Below are 25,007 nucleotides of genomic sequence, written 5' to 3'. Positions count from 1 at the left end.
CGCTTTGGTCTTGGTATTCTTTTTATAATCATTGAAAACAGACTTGTCAATTCATTTATGATTTCCCATTATTGCTCAATAATGCAGAATCCCCACGGTTCCAGTTCAATGTTGTGCCCTCCGGACACCGCTGTTCCTGCCAGAAGTTCCGTTCCGTCTCCGTAGGCATTCACGAACGAAGTCGCCTGATCGGAGTAGTTAAAGAAATACCGAATCGTATTGCCTTGCTCATTCACTCCGCTCTTCACGATGATTGGAAAAGCCAATTCCTGATCGGTTCCCCATAGTCCGGCTTCCTTCATAACACGCTCCAGCACTTTGCGGATCACCGCGGAGCTGGTATAACATCCAACGTACGTTGCTTTGCCCTTGCCATAGGCATTCTGGGTAATTGCCGCATATTCACCCCAGTGTGGATGATCGTACCAGGCAAGTACTTCAGCGGTTGTTGGTGTAATGAGCTCCATCCAGGTGTGAATCTGATTCTGTTCCTCTCCAACCTCGAACGGATCATCTCGCAGCGACACATTTTTCGGCTCAACGAACAGGTTGTAACGGATGCCACAAGCCTCACTGATCAGTCCAGGCTGGCGGGTAGAGCGGACCTTAACATGTTCATTGGCAAACCCGCTCTTAAAGGAGTAAACGACATGCCCCCCATCCTGTACAAATTGGTTCAACCTCTCAAGCAAGGCATCGGAAGCTGCGTACAAAGCAGGCACAACGATTACATCATAACCTTCATAACTCTCAACAGACGGATCAATCAGATCACAGCCTATGTTCATTTTGTATAATTCGTCATACATCCAGCGGATAACGTCGTTGTATTTTTTGTCACTGGTAAAATTAAACCCGAACCACTTGATCGCCGTCAATGCCTCATTGCTGAACAGCACTGCTACCCGATTTGTTTTCTTCAAATTCACCAGCTGCGGGCTGAGTCTGGCAAAATCCTGGCCGATCGTCTTGGCCTCGTTGTATACCGGATTCGGCTCAAAATCGTGGCTCAGCAATCCTTTCCAATACGTCTCGAACGAATTATGCAAGGAATGCCAGTGCCAATAAGCGACCATGTTGGCTCCGGAGGCCAGGTGGCTAAACGCCTGAAGGCGCAGCTGTCCCGGATAGGGAACCCAGTGCCAGAATGCCTGTGCTTCCGTCTCCAGTACGAGGTAGTTCGATTGTTTGGTGGAGCGCGCGACATCACCGCCGAATGAAATCTCAATGCCGGTCAGGTCATCCTGGGACGGATGGTAGATGTCCACACTGGTGATGTCAAAAGGCTTGGATGCGGCAAAGTGATCCACATCCCCCTGAATGCCGTACGAGTATCCACGCCAATCAAAGTCAAAGTTCTGAGTGACAAACTGCCCTTCCTGTTTATACTCATTGACAATCCCGACCTGCCACGCTAGAAAATCGGTTACCAGCTTGCGCTGAAATTTGGCAAATTCAGCTCCGAGACTGCCATTGATCGTACCGACAACTGAAGGGAAGTCCTCCCAGCTATTGATTCGGTTACTCCAATAATCCAGGCCAAATTCCTTGTTCAGATCATCCAGTGAGCTGAACTTGTTACGCATATATTTGACGAATTGCAATTGTACATTGTCTCCTGCGGTATTGTAATGCTTCGTTTCGTTGTCTGTCTGGTAACCAATCACAGCAGGGTGCTTGCTGACACGGGAAATCAGCTTGCGAATGATGCGTTCGGCATAGAACAGATACGTCGGATGTGTGATATCCATGATCTGCCGCGCACCATATTTCCCTGGTCCCTGCACGGTCGTTGCCAGAACATCCGGGTATTCCTTGACCATCCACGTCGGAACAGCATACGTAGGTGTACCCACGATGACCTGAATGCCCGCTGCGTGCATGGCATCCAGTACACGATCTACAGAGGAGAAGTCGAAGACGCCATTTTGCGGTTCATGTGTACTCCAGGTGGATTCCGCAATTCGCACCACATTGATGCCCGCATCCTTCATCATCTGAATATCCTTGTCCAATCGCTCGTAAGGCATATATTCATCATAATAGGCTACCCCGTACAATAACTTGTCCATGTTATAATCCTCTTTTCATCTGGAAGTATGGAGCGCTTGGCATTTATACAAAATGAAATAATTCATTTGAAAAATAATAACGTTTACATTAATATCTATTGAAGTACATTAGACGCTTAGCCATCTGTCCAAACGCTCTCCTGTCCTACGTTTTCCAACGTTGACGTTTAAACTGATTATAATGAAGTATACTAAGGGTGCCGATTGTACAAAGCGAGTTGTTTTTACCCTTTTCCGAGGTGAATGTCATGGATATCCGATCACAGCTTCGAGAGATGCCACATCATACAATGGCTCACTGGCTGCCTATTATCGACTGTAACATTAAATTCTATGGAGCGCACAGCCAACAAGTTCCATATGGTTGGGCGATGCCGGAGGAATCCCATCCAGGCTTTGAAATGATGCTGATTATCGAAGGTACCCAGGAGAGCGTGATTCACGGGTATACCTATACGGTTGAGCAAGGTTCGATTCTGCTGATTCCACCGGAATTCAAGCATACCAACCGATGTGTGTCACCTGAGGGCATGACTTATTTCAGTGCGCATTTCAATGTAGATGATCCTGTATTTACGCTGAAGCTGATGTCACATCACAGCCGAATCTATGAGGCAGGTACCACAGATAACATGCAAATGCGTCCCGTACTGGAGAGCTGGATGAGCATGATCAGAACATCGGAGGCATACACTTCCACAGACAAATTTATAATGCAGGCACGTATGTTTGAATTGTTTGCCCTGCTGTCCCAGGCTGCTGACCGTGAACCACTGTCCAACCTGTCCGGCACAGAACCACATGCCCCAGCTCCAGCAGCCATGCATTATGCAGGGGCCATCGCAGAAGCCATCAAACAAGCATTCCATACGCAGCTTCGAATCAAGGAGGGTAATGTATCGACCGTCAAGGTGGAGCAGATCATATCCTCTTTTGGCATCAGTCCGGGATATGGGCTGCAGATCTTCCGCAAAGTGTACGGACAATCTCCACGAGCCTATCTGTCCAGCCTGAAGCTGCAGGAAGCCAAAGTGCTGATCGAACAGCCGAAGCTCTCTTTGGGTGATATTTCATGGAAGCTGGGTTATACCCATCTTTCCCACTTTAGTCGGCAATTCAAGCGTTGGACTGGCCAGAGCCCACTTCAGTATCGCAACGCGGTTCAGGATATATTTAACGAATCGGGTCCAGTGCACCAGAGTTCGGGGTCCACTTTGGAATGAGGTAGGTATAAGAGATTGGCTAGATGTTAAATGTGATGATGAATGAACTCATGGTCAGGGCGTCCTATCGATTACGAATAAACTCATAGTCTTCCGGGGTATTCATATTGCTCAGCTGAATTGCCACATCATGGACGCCAGCGCTTTCCAGTTCATCCACCTCGACATATCGGCAACCGATCTCTTCAAGCCACTCAGTTACTCTTAGTCTGCCATCTCTTAAGCGCTGTTCAAGTTCGGGGAGAACACGCCTATGGTAAGCACCTGCAAGCGGATGAACTCTCCCTGCCAATCGCGGAACGATCGCCTGATGCTCTTGACCAGATTCGGTGAGCCTCTTCATGCCGTTGAAAAAGGTCGCCTGAAGCAGCGGCATGTCACAGGCGCAGACGAGGTTCCAGTCCGTCTCCGAGGATTTCAGTGCGGCATGCAGCCCTGCGAGAGGCCCTTTCCCAGGGTAAGCATCGTGTACACAGTCGTAGGGTAGTGCGTTGTATGCAGCCGTATTGTTTCCTGCTGAAATGATAATACGATTCACAGCTGGCGTCATCGCTTGGATGACCTGTTCCAGCACGCTGGAACCTTTCCAATCCAACCATGCTTTATTGGAACCCATACGGCGGGATAAGCCGCCTGCCAATATAATACCTGTCCATTCTATCGTGCTCATGGTCATCCTCCTCGTTCAATAAACGTATTCTATACATTGAATACCCTTTCAACAAATGATACATTGAAGAATATGATTCTGAAAGGAATGGCTCTATTGGACAGATATGCACCCGGAAGAGGCAACCCCTCTTTGGTTTCGCTGAAACTATATAACTTTTTCATTTATGGAGCCATTTCCATCTTCGCCGGTTTTCTTCAGTTATATTTACAGGAAATCGGTATGACCAAATTGGAGATTGGCAGTCTGATGGCGATTGGTCCGTTTGTATCCTTGTTCGCCAATCCATTCTGGGGCTTCTGGAGTGATAAATCACGCAATATTCGTATTATCCTGATGATGATGATGGGTGGCACCTTTGTGCTTGCTCAGGCCGTATTCTATGCGCCTACGTATGCCTGGATCTATGCAGCCATGATCTTTTTTTATTTTTTTCAAAGTCCTTTGTTTGCCCAAACCAACAGCCTGATTCTCGGTTATATTGATGGAACCACTCAGAAATTTGGCACGTTTCGGCTTTGGGGATCGCTGGGCTGGGCACTGACCGCTGCAGCTGCCGGGCCTCTCATTGACCGCTTGGGTGCAGGCAGTGTATCGATTGTCTTTGCGTTTATGATTGTCATTGCCTTTATCTTTGCCTTGTTTTTACCCCGACAGCCGATCGCTTCGGATACACCTGTAGTCAGTTTTCGACGTTTCGGCAGAGTCATGTTCAATCCGTACTTTATGGTCTTTATCGGGCTTGGGGTGTTGGTTTCCGTACCCAACGCCATGAACAGTACATTCATGTCATTGTACATCGTGGAGATGGGTGGGGATAAACAGATGGTTGGCTGGGCCATCTTCACCTCATCCATACTCGAAGTCGGCGTGTTCCTGCTGCTGGACCGTTTTCTCAAACGTAAAATGAGCATGCTTCTCGCATCGCTGATATTGATCAGTTTGCTGTTCGCCATCCGCTGGCAGCTTATGGCCCTGGCGAACAATCCGTTAGAGATTGTGTTCATTCAGCTTATGCACTCCATTACGTTCGGCGGATATTTCTATGTCGGGACCCAGCTGACCATGCTGTTCATTCCAAGGCCGTACCGCTCCTCGGGTCAGGCCGTGTATACAATGGCCTGGGGCGGCATATCCGGTGTCATTGCCGGCCTGTTCGGCGGCTGGCTATTCCAGAGCTTCGGTGCTGAAGTGATGTATAACATCGGGGTATTCTTCTCCCTGATTGGTGCCGTTGGTTTTGGCATCATGTGGTTCTCGAACCGCCGCAACGGCTATCAGCCTGTTGTACTGACGGAAATGGGTGAGAGGTAATCTTTTGTTGCAGGCTATTTGCACGTTCAAAGTCACACTCGAGCACTCCGATGGCAGAACAACCTTCCGATCGCTGTTATCTCCGAATTTTTTGATTCCCTTTCTATAAAGGGTAAAATCCGGAGATAAAGGCGAACGCTCCGCTTCTTCAGGTTATTTCTGCCCTCTCCGTTATGGTGTAACATCAACGTTTAAAAAACCGAAACAAAAGATTAAGAATAGTAGTAATAAAGATAAAGGCGTCTCCAGGCTTATTGCCCTGGAGACGCCCTTTACGTTTATAGATTTAAGTTTACAGTTTAGGTTTATACACCTAACTTGTAGCATCGACCTTAAAACTTAAACCTTTCTTAAACCTTACCTTGTATTCTACCGCTATGCTTCACCTTATGCTTTTGGCAGTTGGAACGAGCTTTTCAGGGATACGACCCGGTTAAATACCGGACGGCCTGGCTCGGAATGTTTTGGATCCACGCTGAAGTAACCATGACGGAAGAACTGGAATTTATCCTGCGCTTTGGCCTCTTGCATCTCCTGCTCCACATATCCGTGAACAATCTCAAGAGAGTTTGGATTCAATTGATCCAGGAACGTTTTCTCCGGTTGCTCTTCCACAACCTCAGCTTCGGCCCCTGCTATTTCCACTTCCACATCTGCTTCCGGCGCCTCTGCCAAGATTAATGGCTCATACAGGCGGAATTCAGCCGGTACCGCTTGAGTCGCTTCTACCCAGTGGATCGTTCCTTTGACTTTACGGCCTGTGAAGCCACTGCCGCTCTTCGTCTCCACATCATAGGTACAATGGATTTCGATCACATTGCCTTCTGCATCCTTGATCACATCGTTACATTTGATGAAGTACGCATGTTTCAGACGGACCTCGTTGCCAGGGAACAAACGGAAATATTTATTTGGCGGATTTTCCATGAAATCGTCTTGTTCGATGTAAATCTCGCGAGAGAATGGGATTTGGCGATTGCCCATCTCCGGATTCTCCACATTGTTCTCCGCTTCGAGCCATTCGACTTCCCCCTCAGGGTAATTCGTAATGACCACTTTAAGCGGATGCAGAACAGCCATCGTACGCGGAGCTTTCAGTTTCAAATCTTCACGGACAAAGTGCTCCAGCGTTTGCAGATCGATAACCCCGTAGTTTTTGGAAATGCCTGTCTCGTATACGAAATCACGAATGGCTTCCGGTGTATATCCCCGGCGGCGCAGACCCGAAATCGTTGGCATGCGAGGATCATCCCATCCATCCACATGACCTTCGTCCACGAGCAGTTTCAGCTTCCGTTTGCTCGTTACCATTTGCGACAGGTTCAGACGGCCAAACTCGTATTGATGCGGTTGATTCTCCATCTCACATTCGGCAATAACCCAGTCATAAAATGGACGTTGGTCCTCAAACTCCAGGGAGCAGAGGGAATGCGTTACCCCTTCAATGGCATCTTCAAGCGGATGCGCGAAGGCGTACATCGGATAGATGCACCATTTGTCACCCGTATTATGATGGTGTGCATGCGAAATCCGGTAAATGACCGGATCGCGCAGATTGATGTTCGGTGAAGCCATATCAATCTTGGCGCGCAGCACTTTCTCGCCGTTCTGGAACTCGCCTGCACGCATCCGTGTAAACAGGTCCAGGTTCTCTTCTACAGTGCGTTCACGGTAGGGGCTGTTCTTGCCCGGCTCGGTGAGCGTACCGCGCATTTGACGAATTTCGTCGGCGCTTTGGTCGTCGACATAGGCTTTTCCTTTTTGGATCAGCAAGACCGCGCGGTTGTACATTTCATCAAAATAATCGGAGGCAAAACGCTTCTCGCTCCATTCGTATCCGAGCCATTTCACGTCTTCCTGAATCGATTGGACATATTCCACATCTTCCTTGACCGGATTCGTGTCATCGAAGCGCAGATTCGTTTTGCCGCCAAATTCGCCACCCAGTGCAAAGTTAATCCAGATCGCTTTGGCATGGCCGATATGCAGATAACCGTTCGGTTCCGGAGGAAAACGGGTAATGACTTGCTGGACTTTCCCTGACCGGAGATCTTCGGTAATAATATTTTTGATAAAGTTAGGAGGGGTTGTACGATTGTCCACAGGTATCAAACCTTTCATGAATTGATTGGAACTTTCAGCATTTACAATGCGTTTCATCTAAATATACCTTTAACGCGGGACGAGTTCAATAAATAACGGCACCAAAGTCATGACGGGCTGTACACAAGATAGGCCCAAAACCATTTTGACGGGTTCGCACGAATCATGTAGCATGATAGAAAAACAGAATTTAAGGGAGGGTTTCCCATTGAACGCGCTAAAACTGACCAAAGAACAACAGGATGAAGCCATACGTACCATCCAGTCGTATTTCGAAGAGGAACGCGGCGAAGAACTTGGCGATCTGGCAGCATGGGGTATGCTGGATCTATTCATGACCCAATTGGCTCCCTACATATATAATCAGGCACTGAGTGACGCACGTACTACGGTGAATCAACGCATGGCCTCGATGGAAGAAGACCTGTTTGCATTGGAGCGCAAGCTACCGAAGACTTCCCGATAATCCATTATTTCAAAGAAAGAAGGTTGCACTCATGTTTACCTATTCATTGGATGAATATACCGAACTCCGCCCACTTGCGATGGAGCACACCAAACCGTTGTTCGAACTCACGGACCGCTCGCGGGATCAGTTGAGACATTGGTTACCGTGGGTGGACCATGTGACCGAGATTGAGCATACTTCAAACTTCATTACGAATGCGTTGAAACAGGGAGCCGAGAACGGCGGTTTCACCGCAGGTGTCTGGCTGAAAGGCGATCTTGCAGGCATCATTGGTTTCCACGAAATTAACTGGACCAACCGCTCGGTAAGCATCGGATACTGGCTTGGCAAAGGCTTTGAAGGTCAAGGCTTGATGACCAGCGCTTGCCGCGTTCTGGTGGACTACGCTCTGGTCACCCTGGATCTGAACCGTGTCGAGATTCGTTCTGCAACCAACAACAAGCGAAGCCGGGCCATCCCTGAACGACTTGGATTTGTCCTTGAAGGCGTTATCCGTCAGGCCGAGAAGTTGCCTAAGGGCTATGTTAACCATGCAGTGTATGGCATGCTGCAGCATGAATGGGAACTTTTGCGCTAATTAGACTTACATAATCTAAATTACATCATCCGGAGAACATTAATATGCCTCTTGCCTGTGGGATTTTCAAACATGGGTGAGGGCATTTCTGGTTAGAGGACCAATTTTTAACGTGAATTAAGGTTACGTTCAGCCTCTCTTCATGGTCATTGCCTAAGATAACGTTGTGGATTCACTCCCACATCAACCTATTGAAGAAAGAAGGATGATCACGCATGAAGAGAACGAAAACATCAAGAACAGTGATGGTAACCAGCACGATGGCTTTGACAATAGCACTGGGCGGAGGGTTGTTTGCACATTCAGTGGCTAAAGCAGATCCGGTGGCAAGTGCTTCCGGTCAAACGAAGACCGACAGTGCCTCCACATCGAATTCACATACATTTAAATCGGCAGATGGGAAAAGAGCTCATGGACAAGGATTTGGCCGCTACTCGGACGAACTGGCCTCCGTCCTTGGAATGACAGCCGACGAGCTAAAAGAAGCCCGTAAAGCAGGCAGCACCATTGCCGAGGTTGCAGCATCCAAAAATGTGGACGTACAGACCGTCATTGATACACTTGTTGCCGCACAAAAAACGGAACTGCAGCAGCGTCTCACCGACGGAAAACTTACGCAAACCCAGTTCGATGAGCGTTTGGCTACGCTCACTCAGCGCGTAACGGACCTTGTTAATGGCAATTTGTCGGAAGTTGGTGCAGGCGGACGCGGACGCGGCGGTTTCGGCGGACCGGGAGCAGAACGTTATACCGAAGAGCTGGCCTCTGTCCTTGGGATTACAACGGACGAGCTGAAGGAAGCTCGCGAAGCGGGCAGCACCATTGCCGAGATTGCAGCTGCCAAAAATGTGGACGTGCAGACCGTTATCGATAAACTTGTTGCAGCACAGAAAGCCAATTTGCAACAAAAGCTGACCGATGGAAAACTTACACAAGCTCAGTACGATGAACGCGCTGCCGACATCACTCAACGGGTTACCGACCTTATCAACGGCAAACAGTCCGAAGACCGGGCAGGTCATGGTCATGGGGCAAAACGTGACGGAGAATCCAAAACAACGACGGCTCCCGATTCCGGTAAAGCCGATACATCAGCCAGTGGTAGCAGCAAAGACCCGGCTTAACCATTCGCTCCGGACCTGATATTAAATATGCACAACCCCTCTGTGCACCTGGTTTAATCTTGTCTACGTGGTGAGGAAGCTGTTCCCACACAATGCATACATTAAATAAAAGTCCCTCCTTCTACACAACACGTAGAGAATAAGGAGGGGCTTTACCATTTTTTAAATTTTTTTCTTAAGTATAACTTAAAATCTCCTGATCAATCTTTTCCTCAGAGTGCACGTACCATGCCACCATCCACCACAAGGGATGTACCTGTAATATACGTATTCGCTCCTGATAAGAGGAACACGACAGCCTTGGCAAACTCCTCGGGTTGACCATACCGTCCCAATGGAATTTCCTTACGGAATTGTTCGGCAACCTCTTCCTCACTTATCCCGTTCTGCTCTGCACGCGCAGCGTCCAATTCATGTATCCGATCCGTTCCGATTCGACCCGGCGCGACCGTATTGATCAGAATGCCATATGGCGCGAGTTCCTGTGACAAGGTCTTGGCCAATCCGAACACACCCGTACGGAACGTATTGGACAGAATCAGACCGGGGATCGGCTGTTTCACAGAGGTAGAGGCAATGTTCACGATATGTCCGCCGTTCTCCTTCATGTAAGGAAGTGCACCACGAATCAGTCTGACATAGCTAAGTACATTTAATTCAAATGCACGTTCCCAGTCTTCATCGGTCAATGACTCAAATGTTCCGGAAGGCGGGCCACCTGAATTGTTCACCAAAATATCAATCTGACCGAACAATTCACCTGTCTTGCGAATCAGGGCATCAATATCTTCCTTACTTGTCACATCCGTTGCACAATATTCGACACGTCCGCCACCACCAAGCGCCAGCAGCTCCTGCTTCACCCCTGCAAGCTTTTCTTCGCTCCGGCTGGCGAGCATAACGTCAGCGCCTTCGGCCGCCAATTGAGCGGCTACAGCTTTGCCCAGTCCTCGACTGGATGCAAGCACCAGTGCCTTTTTACCCCGAAGTCCCATGTCCATTGTTGTTCCTCCTCCTACGCTGTTCTATCCTTTGGCCTGGATGAAATAACTCATAAGAATATCGTCCACATACTTGCCTGCGATATAAAATTCCGACACCAGTCTGCCCTCCGTCACGAATCCGCACTGTGTATAAAAGGTAAGTGCTCCTGGATTGCTGGATAACACACGCAGCCTAAGCTTGGTGATCCCTTGTTCAAGGGCATACTGCTTCATGGCATCCATCAGGGCGGTAGCAATACCACAGCGACGATCATGGGGATGAACGGCGATATGAATCTCGTATACATGACGGTTAACAGGCATGCCTGTCGCCGAATGAAAGCCTACATAACCACATACCCGCTCTCCCTGAACGGCAATCAACTGACTGCCTGGAGGGCAATGCTGCAAGTATTGTTGTCTTGAACGCCAGTTGAGCGGCTCAGGAGAGGTATATTTATCCCAAACCAGAGCATCCAGCTCCATCAGCTGCGCCGCATCCTTGAGCTCGGATGGCCGAATCATAACCGTATGGCTGGTAAGCATAAAAGTTCAACCTTTCGTGCATTAGTGATAACACTGCGAGAAGCAGCGTTCAAAAAATAGGGCTTGTTCGATTCATATTGAGCATTTGGCAGGGTATGGATGCCATGCTCCGTTGTTATATATTGTAGCATAGCCTCAGGCTTGACTAAAATTTCAATTCGTTGAATGAAATTTTCACTTAACCTTTCCGTAACGTCATCCTTTATACTAAATCAATAATATACTGATTCGATAAGGAGGTGCAGGTGATGAACATCAAGGAAGCTGCGGACAGACTCGGCATATCAGCGAGAGCCATTCGCTTTTACGAGGAAAAAGGACTGATCTCCCCTGTTAAACAGACAAGTAACGGATACCGTACATATACCGAGAACGACATCTGGCGGCTGCAAACCATTGCAGCGCTGCGTGAGATCGGGATGTCGCTTCAGGACATCACCCACGCGCTCGGAGAGATTGATCAAGGCAATCAGCAGCGGCTGGAAGAATATCTGGAGCTGCAGCAAGCCGTGATGTATGCCCAGTGGGTCGAGCTAAAACGTATGCTGGATACAACCCAGCGCATGATTGATCTCAACCGCCAGGATGGGCCATTGGACGTCAGCCATCTGCATGATCTTGCAGACAGTGCGCGCCGCCTCAGGGAAGCCCGGCAGAACTGGCACGACCGCTGGAATTACGATATGCAAGCAGCCATCCATGATCAACGTGTTCAGGCGGCGAATGGCGGTATGCCTGGACAAACTGCTTCGAAGGTCAGAAATAATTTGGAGCCTGCCGCCATAGGAGCAACGGATCAGCCTGATCAAAGAGACGAACCAGAGCATTACGGTGATGAAGTTGATAGCCAGAAGAAGAATAGCAGGGCAGCACACAAGCCAAACAGTGATACAACGTATCCAGAATATGCAGGATCAGGGTTAGATTTAAGAATAGATTTAGGAGTAGGTTCAGAAGTAGGTGCAAGACCGTTCAATATGTATGACAACTATGAAGAGGCGTTGGAACAAACGGCAAGCTGGATCTCTCCTGTGTCCGGTGAGAAGGGGCTGGACATTGGGACAGGCACGGGAAATTTGGCGGGTAAACTGTTAGAACGAGGCGCAGCGATGACCGCCATCGATCAATCCCGGGAGATGCTGCGTACTTGCCGCACCAAGCATCCAGAGATGCATGTGAAGCTCGGCAACTTTCTGGCGTTACCTTTTGCCGACCAGTCCTTTGATTTTGTCGTATCCAGCTTCGCCTTCCATCATCTGAGCCCAGATCAGCAGCAGTTGGCATTACAGGAGATACAACGCGTGTTAACCAGACGAGGACGGATTTGCCTGACAGACCTGATGTTTGCGAATACATCCCACCGCCAGACGTATATCCAGCAGGCTGAGGTTGCAGGCCATGAGGAACAACTGCATACGATAAAAGAACGTCATTTCCCGCTGCTGGACGAGCTGTGCGGCTGGCTGGAGGACGCAGGTTATGTGACGAAGCATGTCCGCCATAATGCGCTGCTGCACACGTTACTGGCCATTCCTTTGCGTTAGAATGAATATTCGTATCGTAACTGTCCCCCAACCTACCGATTGATCAACTAAAAAAGACACAATAAAAAAGGTCACCCTGCCTGTTAAGGAGGATGACCTTCCACTCTAGTTAAACATTGAACTTGTATTGAACTTACATATAAATTTCAACAATCGTGCGCTCTGAAGCATTACGCGCTTGTTTGAACTCATCCAGCGAGATACGAGCTCCACCCTGACGGTAACGGTTCACCGTTTGCTCGGTGCGGATATCCTTTCCGTTTACCGTTACACGGTTAACCGAACCTTCATTCAGATGGTAGACAAACGTTACCGGCTCGCCTGCATATTCGAATTCGAATTGCATGCCATCCAGTTCAGCCGGCAATACCGGGTCAATCACCAGATCTCCGCCTTCCTGACGAATGCCGAGTGCGTTCGAGATCAGTTGGTTCATGTAGATTCCAGGACCGCTGGAGTAGATTCTCCATCCACCCTTCACCTGTACCGTTCCTTTGCGAAGCTGGTCAAAATGCTCCTGCGCCTCGTACCGCGTGTTGAACTTGCCATCGGAACTGCTGAAATACGCGTTCGCCTGACGAATCTCCGCATTAGGTACAACTTCACCGATGCCGACCGGATTAATCATGGCGAGACCATTCCACACCTGATCGGTCTTACCGAGCTTCGCCATCGCTTCCACGTAACGGATATGCGCATGCACATACTGCAAACCAATCTCACGTCCGAAGTTGGACGCTTGCTCTGCCCGTTTGAAGTGACTGCTCACACCGCCTGCATATTGAGCTGGACGATTCATCAGACGTACCCCATCCGGGCACAGGAACTGCTCACGAATCAACGCATAATGTGATTCAGCCTGTTCTGCATTCAGCAATTCACCGATCATGCTGCGTGTCATCGGCAGAAGGCGGTATTGAATGCCTGTCTCTGTGTCTGTTGGGTGAAGCATCAGCTTCGCCTGATCCGCTTCTTCCATGTATACAAAGCCTGGAATCACATCCGTACCCAGCATGTAACGATTAAAGTCTTCACGGATGCCTTGAGCCAGAACATCCAGTTCATTCGCAAAGGCTGCATCCTTATGTTGCAGTGCCTGTGCGAGCACATTGACAGACTGATACGTCAATGCAACAGTCCAGCTGCTCACCATGTATTGTTTGAGCTGTGCATTGGCTGGCTGGAGCGTATCATCCCAGTCCCCATCCCCGTAGGAAGACAGGAATGTGTCGTGCAGGAAGTGTGAGCGGATGTATTCGATCTCTTTTTTCGCGTGATCCAATACAGTAGCCGTTTCTTCCGTGAATCCAAAGCTATGCTTAACGGTATACGGCACTTTCTCTTCCAGAATCGCATAGTCACGAGTCGCTGTCAGGTAGTCCGCCAGCACTTTCAGCGGCCATACGATGATGTCGCCATGACTCTCTTCCTGCTGAATTGCAAAGTACTTGTCAAACATGAACCATTGCGGCCAGTTGCCATCATCTTCATATTGGTGGGTATACACCATTTTGATGATATCGCGAACCTGCTCATATTTTTGCGTGGCCATAAAGTATTCAACCGGACCTTGGCATACATCACGTGTGCCCCATGCTGCGCCGCCGTACTGCTCCAATCCGTGAGGCACGGAGTAGTGAACCAGCATATTGTGTGTGTACCACCAAGCCAGCGCGTTCACTTTGAACAGATCCTCTGCACTCTGACCCTCACCGCGAGACAAACGGAAACCGTTCATTACACCTGCGAAGAACTCACGGTACGCCTGCACTTCCTCTTCAAAAGTAAAGCTGGAGCCTGCTGCCACAGAACCGTCTGCTTCATTTGCTTGACCTTCCAATACGCCTTGTACTTTCAGCGTCCATTCTGCACTCTCTTCCAGACTTAGTGTAACCAGCGATGCAGACCCACTGCGGATACCACTCGCCAGCAGCGTTTCGTCTCCAACATTTACGGCTACGCCATCCACCGACATGCGGTATTGCAGGTCTGGATACGTTCCGGCACTAATCGCTTGCGAATCAGCCTTGAAGATCAGCGTATTGCCGTCCTGCGTCATATGCAGCGGATACTCGTATTCATTGACATTCATCGTAACTTGGTTCGTTACCAGGTAGCGATATGCTTTGCCACTTGTCGAGCGTACGTTCATGCTCACTTCAGTGGTGTGTGCCCCGGTGTAGTTCGTCACGATAATGGTATCGGATTCGGTTTTGTAGATCCAACGCACGTAGTTGAAGCCAATCTCGAACAGGGAAGGCATGGTCAGCAGACGATATTGTCCGTCCATTTCCACATAAATGCGTTGTCCAGCCGTCTTCGGTACGTTCAATGCGTTGCGGGCATTGCTGATCATTTTATTAAAATTGGTGTTACCAATAACGAGCTGTGAGTTGAAAATGCCGTACATATACGACGTCGTCGTAATAACCTGAGCGCCAAGCTGTACGTTGCCACCACTCATTAGGATATGGCCGTGCGGACGCTCCACGACCAGTTCTTTCGCTTTCAGGACGATATGTTCATAGCTGTCCGTGAAGAAGGACAACAGCGAGTCACCGCTACGCTCTTCCTGATGACGATCAGGGAACAGATCATTAATCTCTTCTTGTGTCAGATCAAGCGCAGCAAGTGGTTCACCCAGGAAGGATGACAGTTTCACCTGTTCCAACGTCTCGCCTTGCTGAGCAGTCAATGCTTGTACTTCGTTCCATGCAGCAGTCACTTCATCCCCGAATTCCAGTGCGGAGATCCCGGCAGGATGATCTGCTTTTGCCAGTCCATAGAATACCACCTGGGCTTCCCCGTCCAAGTTTACGCGCTCCGATTGCAGTGCTGTATAGGCAAATTCATACTGGTACGTCTCATTTGCCAGTGTATTACGGCTCAGGCTCTCAGGCTGATTGGTCTCCTTGTAGGAAAGACCGAAGAATTGGAATCCGTCTGTCGAGTATCCGACTGCCTTGGTCAAGGAACCTTGCTGCATGTATGGGAAAGCGCCGCCCTGAGGCTGGTTTTGACGGGAACATACCACATATCCCTTCGTATCATCCTCGAATACCGTATGGTCAATATACTGGGACAGATAGGCTTCATTACTGCGTACTGCACCTGGATCAGCAAGTCCTACATCCTGTCCATATACCACATCAACTTGGTGTTGTTGGCCTGTGAGCTTCACATCCCAGAACCAGACGCCTTGCGTTGTGGCTGTAAACACAACCTGATAGCCAATGACTTGTTCTTGGCCTTCAAGGTCTACTGTACCTTCCCAGATCAGTTGATTGCCGGATTGCGCTTGGCTTGTGATCACTTTGCTATTCGAATGCACACCTAGCAGTGGGAAGGAGCTGATTTTCTCTCCCTCGTGTACACGCAGGTACAGGTTATTCAAAGAACCATCGATCTGGTTGCTGAGCAATTGATTCAACATAGTTGTACCGGACTTGGCCTGATACAAATCCCCACTGTTCAAAAAGGTAAAGGATAAATCACCGGCAGTCAGCCGGATTGGTTCATTAATCATCGTTGTCATACTCTTCACTCCTTCAATTAGTTTATAATCGAAACGTTTCGATAAATCCGAAAAAGAATAGGGGGCCTCTGCGAAGTGACCTTTGACTGGCCCATTCGGACGATGATCCCCCTCATTCAACTCTCCATTGAAAAGATTCAAACTACTACAAGCAGCATCATAGCGTATTTAGCTTGGACAGTTCACTTCCTATGCTGGCTGGTTTCCCGATTGCACCTCTACCAATCGTACAGACTCGCGCTCCACCAGATCAATAGTTAACGTATATGCGGGATTCACTGCTTCGCCATTCAGCATCTGGAAGAGCAAATGTCCTGCCAATGAACCCGCTTCATGCTTGGGCTGCCGCACCGTTGTAAGCGGAGGGTGAACATATTCGGACAGTTGAATATCATCAAATCCGATGACTGAAATGTCATTTGGTACCGATATTCCGCTCTCTTCAAATGCTTTAAGTCCACCGATCGCCATTTCGTCATTTCCGTAAAAAACAGCAGATGGTAGCTCACCCTGCATAACCATCATCTTGGTTGCGCTATATCCGCCCTCACGTACAAAGTTACCGCTTAGACGCCATTTGGACTTCTCTTCAAGTCCAGCCTCTTGCATGGCTCGCAGATATCCTTGATAACGCAGAGCATTATCATAAGAATTGGATGGCCCGCTGATATAGGCTATGGTCTTGTGCCCCTTCTGAATGAGGTGACGTGTAGCCAGGTAACCACCTTGCTCCCCATCCACCAGCACATTGACCAGATGGTCACTCGTCAGCTGCCGATCCATCACAATAATAGGGAATCGCTCCCCGGCAGATTCCACCAGGATATCATCATGGATATTGTGAGCTAGGATAATAGCGCCATCCACTCTTTTTTCTCGCAAGAAACGAACTGCTGTGGAGTCACGTCCTCCCATAGAACTGCAAGCAATCAGATCATATCCGTTAGCCAGCGCTACGTCCTGTACACTCCGAATCAATTCGGAGTAATACGGGCCGGACAGATCTGTAAGAATCAATGCAATCGTGTTCGTCCGGCTCCGCTTCAGGTCCATGGCAAAGCCGTTTTTGCGATAATTGAGTTCCCTTGCCGCCGCCAGCACCTTTGCCTTGGTCTTGGCACTCACCTTGCTGTCCCCATTCAATGCATAGGAAGCGGTCGAGAGTGCCACGCCTGCCAGCTTTGCCACATCCTTAATCGTTGCCATTCCACGTTCGCTCCTTCTAACTTTCTTGTTACCTATCATTTTATACTGTAAATGGTTGCAGCAACCACTCATTCCTGTTCATTATCCATTAGGAGTTGCATCATTCCCAATTTATCGAAACGTTTCGAAGTGTTTCCAAAAAAAATCTCTCTTCACATCTTATAATCATCCCTGCGGTAAGAGGTGCCCTTTAGTCGTAGATATATCTTGGTCGATAGATATTATTTCAATAATGGACTAGAGGGAGAAATTCATTATAAATCATAATGAATATGCCTGTAAACCATAAATTGAAACGTTTCGACATTTTCATTATAGTTGGTGTTGATAGCGATTTCAACCTCTTTATCTATTTTTCATAAAAATTTGTGAAGGGAAGGATTCGGGGGTCCCCCATTACACCTTTGTGGTATTATACTGCTTATTAGTCCAATCCTCTATAAGGAGCCCATTATGTTATGAATAAACTGGATCTACACTTTCATAAATCCCCTTCGCCCAGACCTGTCCCCGTGCAGGAAAGCCGTCCCGTTCCTCCGGCAATGTTCAGGCTGTGTCATCTGGTGCAGTTCCATGATCGGGAAGCCTTCACTCGCTTGGATGAAATCTGGAGCAGCTTGCATGTTCTCTATGTCATTACTTCGGGACAAGTAAGACTGATCCATAAACATGATACATTGATGATAAATACCGGCTCCGCAGTCGCACGGCAAGCAGGAACCATGCTTCAACATGAAAACAAGCGCGGCTCACTATCCCCCGTTCAGGGCATTGCCGTTGCCTTTGATTTTACCGATAATGAGCAACCTATCTGGCCGTTCGGGCCTTCCGCTCCCATAACGAGCCGCGTCATTGCCGAACTGGTCTCCGACTTGCTTTTGGCCTGTTCAAAAAGCGATGAGTCAGGTCCATTCAAACCTCATCTGTTGTTCTATCAGTTGCTGGATACTTTACGTGATCACGCTGAACGTCTGGCTCATGAAGATCATTCATGGCTTGATCTTGTTATCACGCGGATTCATGAGATGGTTGCACATCCCTTTACCCGGGAGCAATTAGCAAGAGAGGCTAATGTGAGTCCAGAGCATTTTTCAAGAGAATTCAAGAAGCACACGGGACTTACGTTTGTGGAGTATGTTACCCGGCTAAGAATCCGAATCGCTCAGGAACAGCTGCTTTTGGCTAATCCCACATTGCAGGAACTCGCGCAATTGACGGGATACAGGGACACTTTTTATCTAAGTCGAAAATTCAAGCAAACGGTCGGTTGCGCACCAACACTTTACCGAAAAACGCCAAAAAAAATCGTGAGCCTTACTTACAACTATACTGCGTCCTTGCTCGCACTGGGCCATACCCCTCTTCTGGGTGCCGTCGCGGAATGGATGGAAACGAAAATAGTTGAATACGGGCCAGAACCATTCAAACCGTATTATGAGCATGAACTTATAAATCGTCTGGATCTAATTGCAGACTCCCGTCCCGACGTCATTCTTGGTTATGCACCTCATTCCGGCATGGATGATTTACGACAGATTGCACCCACCATTTTGATGCCCTTTGAAGAACTCGACTGGCAGGAGCAATTCATTCATTTGGGACGCATCACGGGTCTGGAGGCGAAAGCTCGTACGCTATTAGAACGTTATGATACGCTTCAGCAGGAGGCCAATCGTACATTGGATCAGATGATGGACGTACGTGGGTCAGCAGTATGTATATTCATGATTGGTGAGAGCGGAGCGTACATCTACGGTCACGGATGGGGTAGAGCTTCTCATATTTTGTATCACTCGCTGGGCTTCACCCCTCCTGCACGAATGGAGAAGGATGGTCAGCTGCTCACTGGTTACATCCATGTTCCGTTAACAGAGATTCATTTGTATGCGGCAGATCATATTTTTATTGATTATGCCAGGGAATCGTCGGAGCAAAATGCTGTGGACAAGCTGTTCGCTCAGGAGTCCTGGAACACCTTGAGTGCTGTTCGTGAAGGGCGACTGTACGAGATTGATGCGGATATGTTTTATGGATTCGACCCGATCTCGGTCATGGAGCAATTACAGCACATCATGCACAAACTGACATCACATTTGTCCATGCATTAGTCATCATAGATGTCCATGTACAAATGTTACGTCATCCTCTATGTTATTAATGAGAATAATAATCATTATTGATTATACATAGGGGGAACAAGGATATGTTTGCTGCAAAAAAACGATTTTCCGGCTTGCTGCTTATGCTCGCCATCATCATGATCCTGGCTGCCTGTAGCAGTGGTACGGGTTCAAGCGCAACGGAACAGACAACAGCGGGATCAGAACCTATAACAGGTTCGACCGAAACAAACACCGATTCTTCGTCCGGTTCAGGCAATTCGGAGGCTACGCGGATCTACAAGTCATTAAGTGGGGATGTAGAAATTCCGGCTGAACCGAAACGGATTGTGACGGATATGTACGTAAGTGATCTGCTTGCACTGGGTGTAAAGCCCGTTGGTGCTGTTCAATATTATCTGGAAAATCCGTTCTATGCAGATCAGGTGGAAGGCATAGAAAATATTGGTGATCGGGGTGCTGTATCGCTGGAGAAGGTCGTTGCATTGGACCCGGATCTGATCATTACCTACTCTGATCAAGCCGCAGAAATTGAGAGTTATCAAAAAATCGCACCTACCGTGGTCATTCCCTACGGCACGTTTACCAATGTAGAAGATGAAATTCGGGGGTTCGGAGAACTCATGAACAAATCCGAAGAAGCCGAAGCCTGGCTGAAAACGTATGAGGAACATATTGAAGCCGCTCGCGCCAAAGTAAAAGCAGTCATTAAACCTGAGGAAACCTTCTCCATCCTTGAAGTATCAGACAAGAGCTACTACGGCTATGGAGACAACTTTGGTCGCGGTGGACAAGCCGTATATCGTGCTTTGCAGCTTGCACCACTCGAAATCACCAAGAAAGAACTGATGGGTGATACCCAGTGGAAAGAGATTTCGCGTGAAGTCGTTGGTGATTATGCAGGAGACCATATCTTCCTGACCGTAGGGGAGAACAATAAAAATTACCAAGGTGATTCCATCTGGCAATCGCTCCCGGCAGTAAAAAACAATCAGGTGTACGAATTACTGGAAGACCGTTATTGGTACTTCGATCCGATTGCGATTCAGGGTCAGGCTGAAGAATTTGCCGACATGATCGTAGAACGTGCACAGCAAAATCGTAAATAAGAGGATAGATCCGATATTCATTTCTTAAGATCGAACGTGATGTCCGGACAGGCCGATCAGCCTGCCTGGGCTTTTGCGTTATAAGAAAGGAGGACTTACATATGCTTCGCCGTTTCATGGCTTATTATCGTCCTTATCGGGGACTCTTTATATTGGACTTCTCCTGTGCCATTCTGGCTGCATTGCTGGAGCTTGCGTTTCCCTTGGCTGTAAACAAAGTTGTCGATCAGATGCTTCCCGCAGGCGACTGGTCCATGATACTAGCAGCCTGTGCCGGTTTACTGGGCATCTATCTGCTTAGTTCCTTCTTCCATTATGCAGTTACCTACTGGGGGCATAAGCTTGGCATTAACATCGAATCCGATATGCGGAGGGAACTGTTCCAGCGTGTGCAGAAGCAATCATTTCGCTTTTTCGATAACAACAAAACTGGGCACCTTGTCTCACGCATGACCAACGATTTGATGGATATTGGTGAGATTGCGCATCATGGCCCCGAGGATCTGTTCATAGCCCTGATGACGTTGGCTGGAGCCTTTGGCATTATGCTGGGCATCAACTGGCAGCTGGCTGTGATGACCTTCATCATCGTGCCGCTGATGATCTTCCTGTCCCTCTATTTCAGCCGCAAAATGTCCAAAGCGTTCAAGCGCATGTTTGCGGATATTGCAGACTATAACGCACGTGTGGAGAACAATGTGAGCGGAATTCGTGTAGTGCAGGCTTTTGCCAATGAAAAGCATGAAGTGAAACGTTTTGTCGAAAATAATGAACGCTTCCGTCTTACCAAATTAATTACTTATCGGATTATGGCTTGGAATTCCTCGCTCAGCTTCATTCTAATGAAATTTGTGTCGCTGTTTGTACTGGTGTGCGGTACGTGGTTTGTCATTCAGGACAGGATGACTTACGGACAATTTATTGCCTTTGTGATGTTGTCGAATGTGTTTCTCGGACCGATTCAACAGATTAATTCTGTTATCGAAACCTATCCTAAAGGCATCGCTGGATTCAAAAGATATCTGGAGCTACTTGAAGCGGAGCCCGATGTGGATGATACACCTCAGGCCAAACCCATTCCGCATGTGAAGGGCGACATCGCCTTCCATAACGTCACATTTGCTTACGGCGAACACAAACCTACGTTGGATCAGGTTAACCTGGAGATTCAGGCAGGACAAACGGTTGCGCTGGTCGGACCTTCGGGTGCAGGCAAATCCACTCTATGCAGTCTCATTCCACGTTTTTACGATGTGGATGCGGGGCATATCTCTATTGATGGGGTTCCGGTAAAGGATATGACGCTGGAGTCACTGCGCTCTCATATCGGGATTGTACAGCAGGATATTTTCCTGTTTGACGGATCGATCCGCGAAAATATTGCCTACGGCAAACTGGATGCACCTGAGGAGGAAATCTGGCAAGCCATCCGTCGTGCCCAATTGGAGGAGCTCGTCCAATCCCAACCGGAAGGACTCGATACTTTGATTGGTGAGCGGGGCGTTAAATTGTCGGGCGGACAGAAGCAACGTCTATCTATTGCTCGCATGATTCTAAAAAATCCACCGATCCTCATTCTGGATGAAGCAACCTCCGCACTGGATACCGAGACGGAAGCCGCCATTCAATTGGCTTTATCGGAGCTGGCACAAGGACGTACAACGCTGATTATCGCCCATCGACTCGCAACGGTCAGACACGCGGATCGCATTGTGGTTGTGGAGAACGGCGGCGTAGCCGAACAAGGCAGCCATGATGAACTTTTGGAGCGTCAGGGCTCATATAGCCGATTGCATCAAGCCCAGTTTGGATAGGGTGCGGAAATAACGTCTCACGTCTCTTGCATTCGTTAAACCGTAGACCTGCGAATTGGCGCTAATAACACGCGCTCAATTCCTTAGACAGTCTAACGCTAAAAAGGGATGCCCCAGTCATATTCGTGACTTGTGGCACATCCCTTTCTTATTCAGCATTTTGCATCATTCGATTCAACTTGCTTCCGGTACAAGGTACAGACAAATAGAAGCATCACATCAGGAATAGGATTTTATTTTTTTACCGCATGGATAAAATGGTTTGTTTCGAAGGCGGACAAGTCATCTGTACGATTGCTGAAATATCTTTCCTGGATGTCCTCCGGCGATAAATGCTCATATATGAGAAGTCCCGCATCAGCCAACAACCGCTCCATCTCCTCATAAGTAAAGCAGGATTGCATCGGCTCGCCTCCCATCGCAGCCATCTTCACCATATGTTCAACCCGGTTAAACTTTCCTTTTTCCTCAAAGAGATGCTCGTCTGCATAATCCAGCACAATCGAGCTGCCGGTCGGAAGATTCGCAAATACATGCCCGATCAAGTTAGACAGATCCTTCTTGGTCAAATAATACGACACACCCAGCAGAGTAACCAGCGTCTTCAGCTTCTCCAGACCTTCATTAGTCAAGCCTTCATACGAACTCTCACGGGTAAAATCCATTGGCACAAAATGAAGATTGCCCGGAATGGTCAGCTTGGCCTGATGCAGCCGTTCCTTCTTGAATTGCTGTGTAGCCGGATAGTCCACTTCAAATATATTCAGGGTGTCTCCCAAGTCCGGATGCCTCAAACCAAACGTATCCATCCCAGCGCCAAGAATGACAACCTGCTTCAATCCCAACGTGACTTCATGCAGCAGTACCTGCTCACAATAGGCGGCCCGAGCCAGTGTTATTGGAGATAACTGTACCTGAGTAATCCATTTTAGGATCTTATCCGGGTTGTCCTTGCACTGGTGAGCCATCTCCGGGTTGAAAAAATGGATGCCTTCAATCATATTCTCGCGGATATCCAAAAACTCTTGAGGAGTAATAAGCTCTTTGGCTATATAATCATCGAAAATGAGGGGTGTGTCATATTGGCAGTGGTAGGCTCGGCCAAAAGCCGAAATCAAGGATGTAATGCTGGTCTCATTTGGCTTCATGTTTTATCCTCCCGTACAAACAAAAATAAGATTCCCCCTGGCCAGGAGAACCTTAGTATATACGGAATGTTTTTATATGTAAATTATAGCATAAAAAGATTTTTTTGTCAATCTAAATTTACGGGATGATCCGACAGATTAAAGTGGCTTTCTTTGCCCCTCCACTCCAATCTGTCTTCTCCCTTCCTCATACCACTCAGCTCGAAAAGGTTAAGCGTCCAATCCGTACTCCTTCACTTCACGATTGCGGTTCAACACCGCATGCAGTACAAAACCAAGCACCGCAATGCCCGCCGTGACAGTCGCCAGCCATGCTACAGGAATCAGTCCCTGTTTGTCATACATGACGCCCATGGCATACGGTCCGATAACCCGGCCAACCGCACCAATTCCACCGGATATCCCGATGTAGAAGGGTGCTGATCTTCCCGCATGCTCTGAGATGAATGCCGGGGTAGCCGGTGAGATCAGCATTTCCCCAAAGGTAGCCAGTACCATCGCAAGCACCATACCTGGATAGCTGTACATGGTGATCATGACGATGTAGGCCGATCCGTAGAACACCGCACTTGCGGTCATCTGAGCGGTCGATGTACGTGCTATCGTGCGCTTGACCCAACTGGTGAAGGGTTGTCCCACAAAGATCAGTACTCCGTTCAGGGTCCAGAGCAGACCGTACATCCTTTTCTCCATACCCTCGGAAATAATATACGGGGACACCCCTGTATTCCAGATGGAATTACCGAACAGCAGGAACAGCACGCCCAGGCTCATGAACAGGTATAATCTAGTATTACCCAGCAGCGCCCAGACGCCTGGTCCACCTTGAATCGTTTTGCGTTTCGTCAGATGCACTTCACCCTGATCCGGTTCTACCCGCGACAGATAATACCAGAAGAAGATTGCAAACCCGGCCGAGGTCACCCCGTTCAGTACAAAGCTGAGGTGATAGGAAAAGTCCGCCAGGAAACCACTAAGCGCCGTACCAATAGCCACACCGATATTGTTGGCGACATAGATCACATTGAACAATTCCCCGCGTCGCTCCGCAAACCGGAAGCCGATAAAGGCTTGAATCGCTGGCAGCGACAATGAACTAAACAGGCCAATCCAACCCATCGCACATATAAACACAACCCAATACGCGCTAATCCACGGCAGAGCAAACAGACCCACAGCATTTAACGCCAGTGATCCGATGATCAGCTTCTTGACACCCACCCGGTGGTACAATGCACCGCCGAGCAATTGCCCGAAGATACCGCCCAGCGACTGAATCAGAATGACAAACCCGGCGTTAGCCATCGTGCGCCCAAGCTCGTCAAATACATACATCGTGGTCAAGGGCCACATTAAGGCACTGCCTGTCGCATTGACCAGACTTGCCAGCAAAAATATTTTTACTTCTTTTGGATATGTATCCAGCCATCTCATCATCTTGTATATTCTC

Annotated in this window: 18 protein-coding genes; 9 read left to right on the top strand and 9 right to left on the bottom strand. The window is 48.4% G+C overall.

What is annotated here, in order from left to right; all coding sequences use genetic code 11:
- Positions 1-68: 68 nt before the first annotated feature.
- Complete coding sequence (locus P5G61_RS20465) at positions 69-2,072, bottom strand: beta-galactosidase (RefSeq protein WP_301248252.1); 2,004 nt, start codon at positions 2,070-2,072, stop codon at positions 69-71.
- Positions 2,073-2,347: 275 nt separating this feature from the next.
- Between P5G61_RS20465 and P5G61_RS20460 the strand changes: the two genes are divergently transcribed.
- A complete protein-coding gene (locus P5G61_RS20460) occupies positions 2,348-3,295 on the top strand; it encodes an AraC family transcriptional regulator (protein ID WP_301248251.1) in 948 nt (315 codons plus the stop codon).
- A 64-nt stretch (positions 3,296-3,359) separates the two neighbouring features.
- On the opposite strand, the gene mobA is transcribed toward P5G61_RS20460, so the two are convergent.
- Positions 3,360-3,965, bottom strand: coding sequence for a molybdenum cofactor guanylyltransferase (gene mobA / locus P5G61_RS20455; RefSeq protein WP_301248250.1), 606 nt, complete (start codon positions 3,963-3,965; stop codon positions 3,360-3,362).
- Positions 3,966-4,052: 87 nt separating this feature from the next.
- On the opposite strand from mobA, the gene P5G61_RS20450 reads away from it, so the two are divergent.
- Positions 4,053-5,279: an MFS transporter gene (locus tag P5G61_RS20450; RefSeq protein WP_301248421.1), complete on the top strand. Its 1,227-nt coding sequence runs from the start codon at positions 4,053-4,055 to the stop codon at positions 5,277-5,279.
- Between the two features lie 387 nt (positions 5,280-5,666).
- Here the strand turns inward: P5G61_RS20450 and P5G61_RS20445 are convergent, their stop codons facing one another.
- Entirely contained in the window at positions 5,667-7,400 is a 1,734-nt protein-coding gene (locus P5G61_RS20445; protein ID WP_301248419.1) for a glutamine--tRNA ligase/YqeY domain fusion protein, read from the bottom strand.
- Between the two features lie 190 nt (positions 7,401-7,590).
- Between P5G61_RS20445 and P5G61_RS20440 the strand changes: the two genes are divergently transcribed.
- The 3 genes from P5G61_RS20440 to P5G61_RS20430 all read left to right on the top strand — a co-directional run bounded on the left by P5G61_RS20440 (position 7,591) and on the right by P5G61_RS20430 (position 9,552).
- The gene (locus P5G61_RS20440; protein ID WP_301248249.1) at positions 7,591-7,848 is read left to right on the top strand and encodes a DUF2164 domain-containing protein; all 258 of its coding nucleotides are present in this window, start codon (positions 7,591-7,593) and stop codon (positions 7,846-7,848) included.
- Positions 7,849-7,879: 31 nt separating this feature from the next.
- Positions 7,880-8,428, top strand: a complete 549-nt coding sequence (locus P5G61_RS20435) for a GNAT family N-acetyltransferase (protein ID WP_301248247.1) — start codon at positions 7,880-7,882, stop codon at positions 8,426-8,428.
- A gap of 215 nt (positions 8,429-8,643) precedes the next feature.
- Positions 8,644-9,552: a hypothetical protein gene (locus tag P5G61_RS20430; RefSeq protein WP_301248246.1), complete on the top strand. Its 909-nt coding sequence runs from the start codon at positions 8,644-8,646 to the stop codon at positions 9,550-9,552.
- Between the two features lie 212 nt (positions 9,553-9,764).
- Here P5G61_RS20430 and P5G61_RS20425 read toward each other — a convergent pair whose 3' ends face one another.
- Positions 9,765-10,553: an SDR family oxidoreductase gene (locus P5G61_RS20425; protein ID WP_301248245.1), complete on the bottom strand. Its 789-nt coding sequence runs from the start codon at positions 10,551-10,553 to the stop codon at positions 9,765-9,767.
- A 24-nt stretch (positions 10,554-10,577) separates the two neighbouring features.
- Complete coding sequence (locus tag P5G61_RS20420; RefSeq protein ID WP_301248243.1) at positions 10,578-11,081, bottom strand: GNAT family N-acetyltransferase; 504 nt, start codon at positions 11,079-11,081, stop codon at positions 10,578-10,580.
- Between the two features lie 248 nt (positions 11,082-11,329).
- Here P5G61_RS20420 and P5G61_RS20415 point away from each other — a divergent pair, with 248 nt between their 5' ends.
- Entirely contained in the window at positions 11,330-12,625 is a 1,296-nt protein-coding gene (locus P5G61_RS20415; protein WP_301248242.1) for a methyltransferase domain-containing protein, read from the top strand.
- 133 nt (positions 12,626-12,758) lie between these two features.
- Here the strand turns inward: P5G61_RS20415 and P5G61_RS20410 are convergent, their stop codons facing one another.
- Together P5G61_RS20410 and P5G61_RS20405 are read right to left on the bottom strand one after the other, a co-directional pair.
- The gene (locus tag P5G61_RS20410) at positions 12,759-16,160 is read right to left on the bottom strand and encodes a GH36-type glycosyl hydrolase domain-containing protein (RefSeq protein ID WP_301248241.1); all 3,402 of its coding nucleotides are present in this window, start codon (positions 16,158-16,160) and stop codon (positions 12,759-12,761) included.
- Positions 16,161-16,349: 189 nt separating this feature from the next.
- Positions 16,350-17,366 (bottom strand): LacI family DNA-binding transcriptional regulator, encoded by a 1,017-nt coding sequence (locus P5G61_RS20405; RefSeq protein ID WP_301248239.1) that lies wholly within the window; start codon positions 17,364-17,366, stop codon positions 16,350-16,352.
- Between the two features lie 458 nt (positions 17,367-17,824).
- Between P5G61_RS20405 and P5G61_RS20400 the strand changes: the two genes are divergently transcribed.
- From P5G61_RS20400 to P5G61_RS20390, 3 genes are all read left to right on the top strand, one after another.
- Positions 17,825-19,474 (top strand): ABC transporter substrate-binding protein, encoded by a 1,650-nt coding sequence (locus P5G61_RS20400; protein ID WP_301248237.1) that lies wholly within the window; start codon positions 17,825-17,827, stop codon positions 19,472-19,474.
- A 95-nt stretch (positions 19,475-19,569) separates the two neighbouring features.
- Entirely contained in the window at positions 19,570-20,595 is a 1,026-nt protein-coding gene (locus P5G61_RS20395) for an ABC transporter substrate-binding protein (protein ID WP_301248236.1), read from the top strand.
- Between the two features lie 101 nt (positions 20,596-20,696).
- Complete coding sequence (locus P5G61_RS20390) at positions 20,697-22,409, top strand: ABC transporter ATP-binding protein (protein ID WP_301248235.1); 1,713 nt, start codon at positions 20,697-20,699, stop codon at positions 22,407-22,409.
- Positions 22,410-22,642: 233 nt separating this feature from the next.
- Here P5G61_RS20390 and P5G61_RS20385 read toward each other — a convergent pair whose 3' ends face one another.
- Both P5G61_RS20385 and P5G61_RS20380 read right to left on the bottom strand, forming a co-directional pair.
- Positions 22,643-23,557, bottom strand: a complete 915-nt coding sequence (locus P5G61_RS20385; protein WP_301248234.1) for a class I SAM-dependent methyltransferase — start codon at positions 23,555-23,557, stop codon at positions 22,643-22,645.
- 210 nt (positions 23,558-23,767) lie between these two features.
- On the bottom strand, positions 23,768-24,991 hold the full coding sequence (locus P5G61_RS20380) for an MFS transporter (protein WP_301248418.1): 1,224 nt from the start codon (positions 24,989-24,991) through the stop codon (positions 23,768-23,770).
- Positions 24,992-25,007 lie beyond the last annotated feature (16 nt).

The organism is Paenibacillus vandeheii (assembly GCF_030433635.1).
Taxonomy (GTDB): domain Bacteria; phylum Bacillota; class Bacilli; order Paenibacillales; family Paenibacillaceae; genus Paenibacillus; species Paenibacillus vandeheii.
The sequence above is the reverse complement of the archived record's forward strand: the minus strand, read 5'-3'. Positions and strand labels throughout refer to the sequence as shown.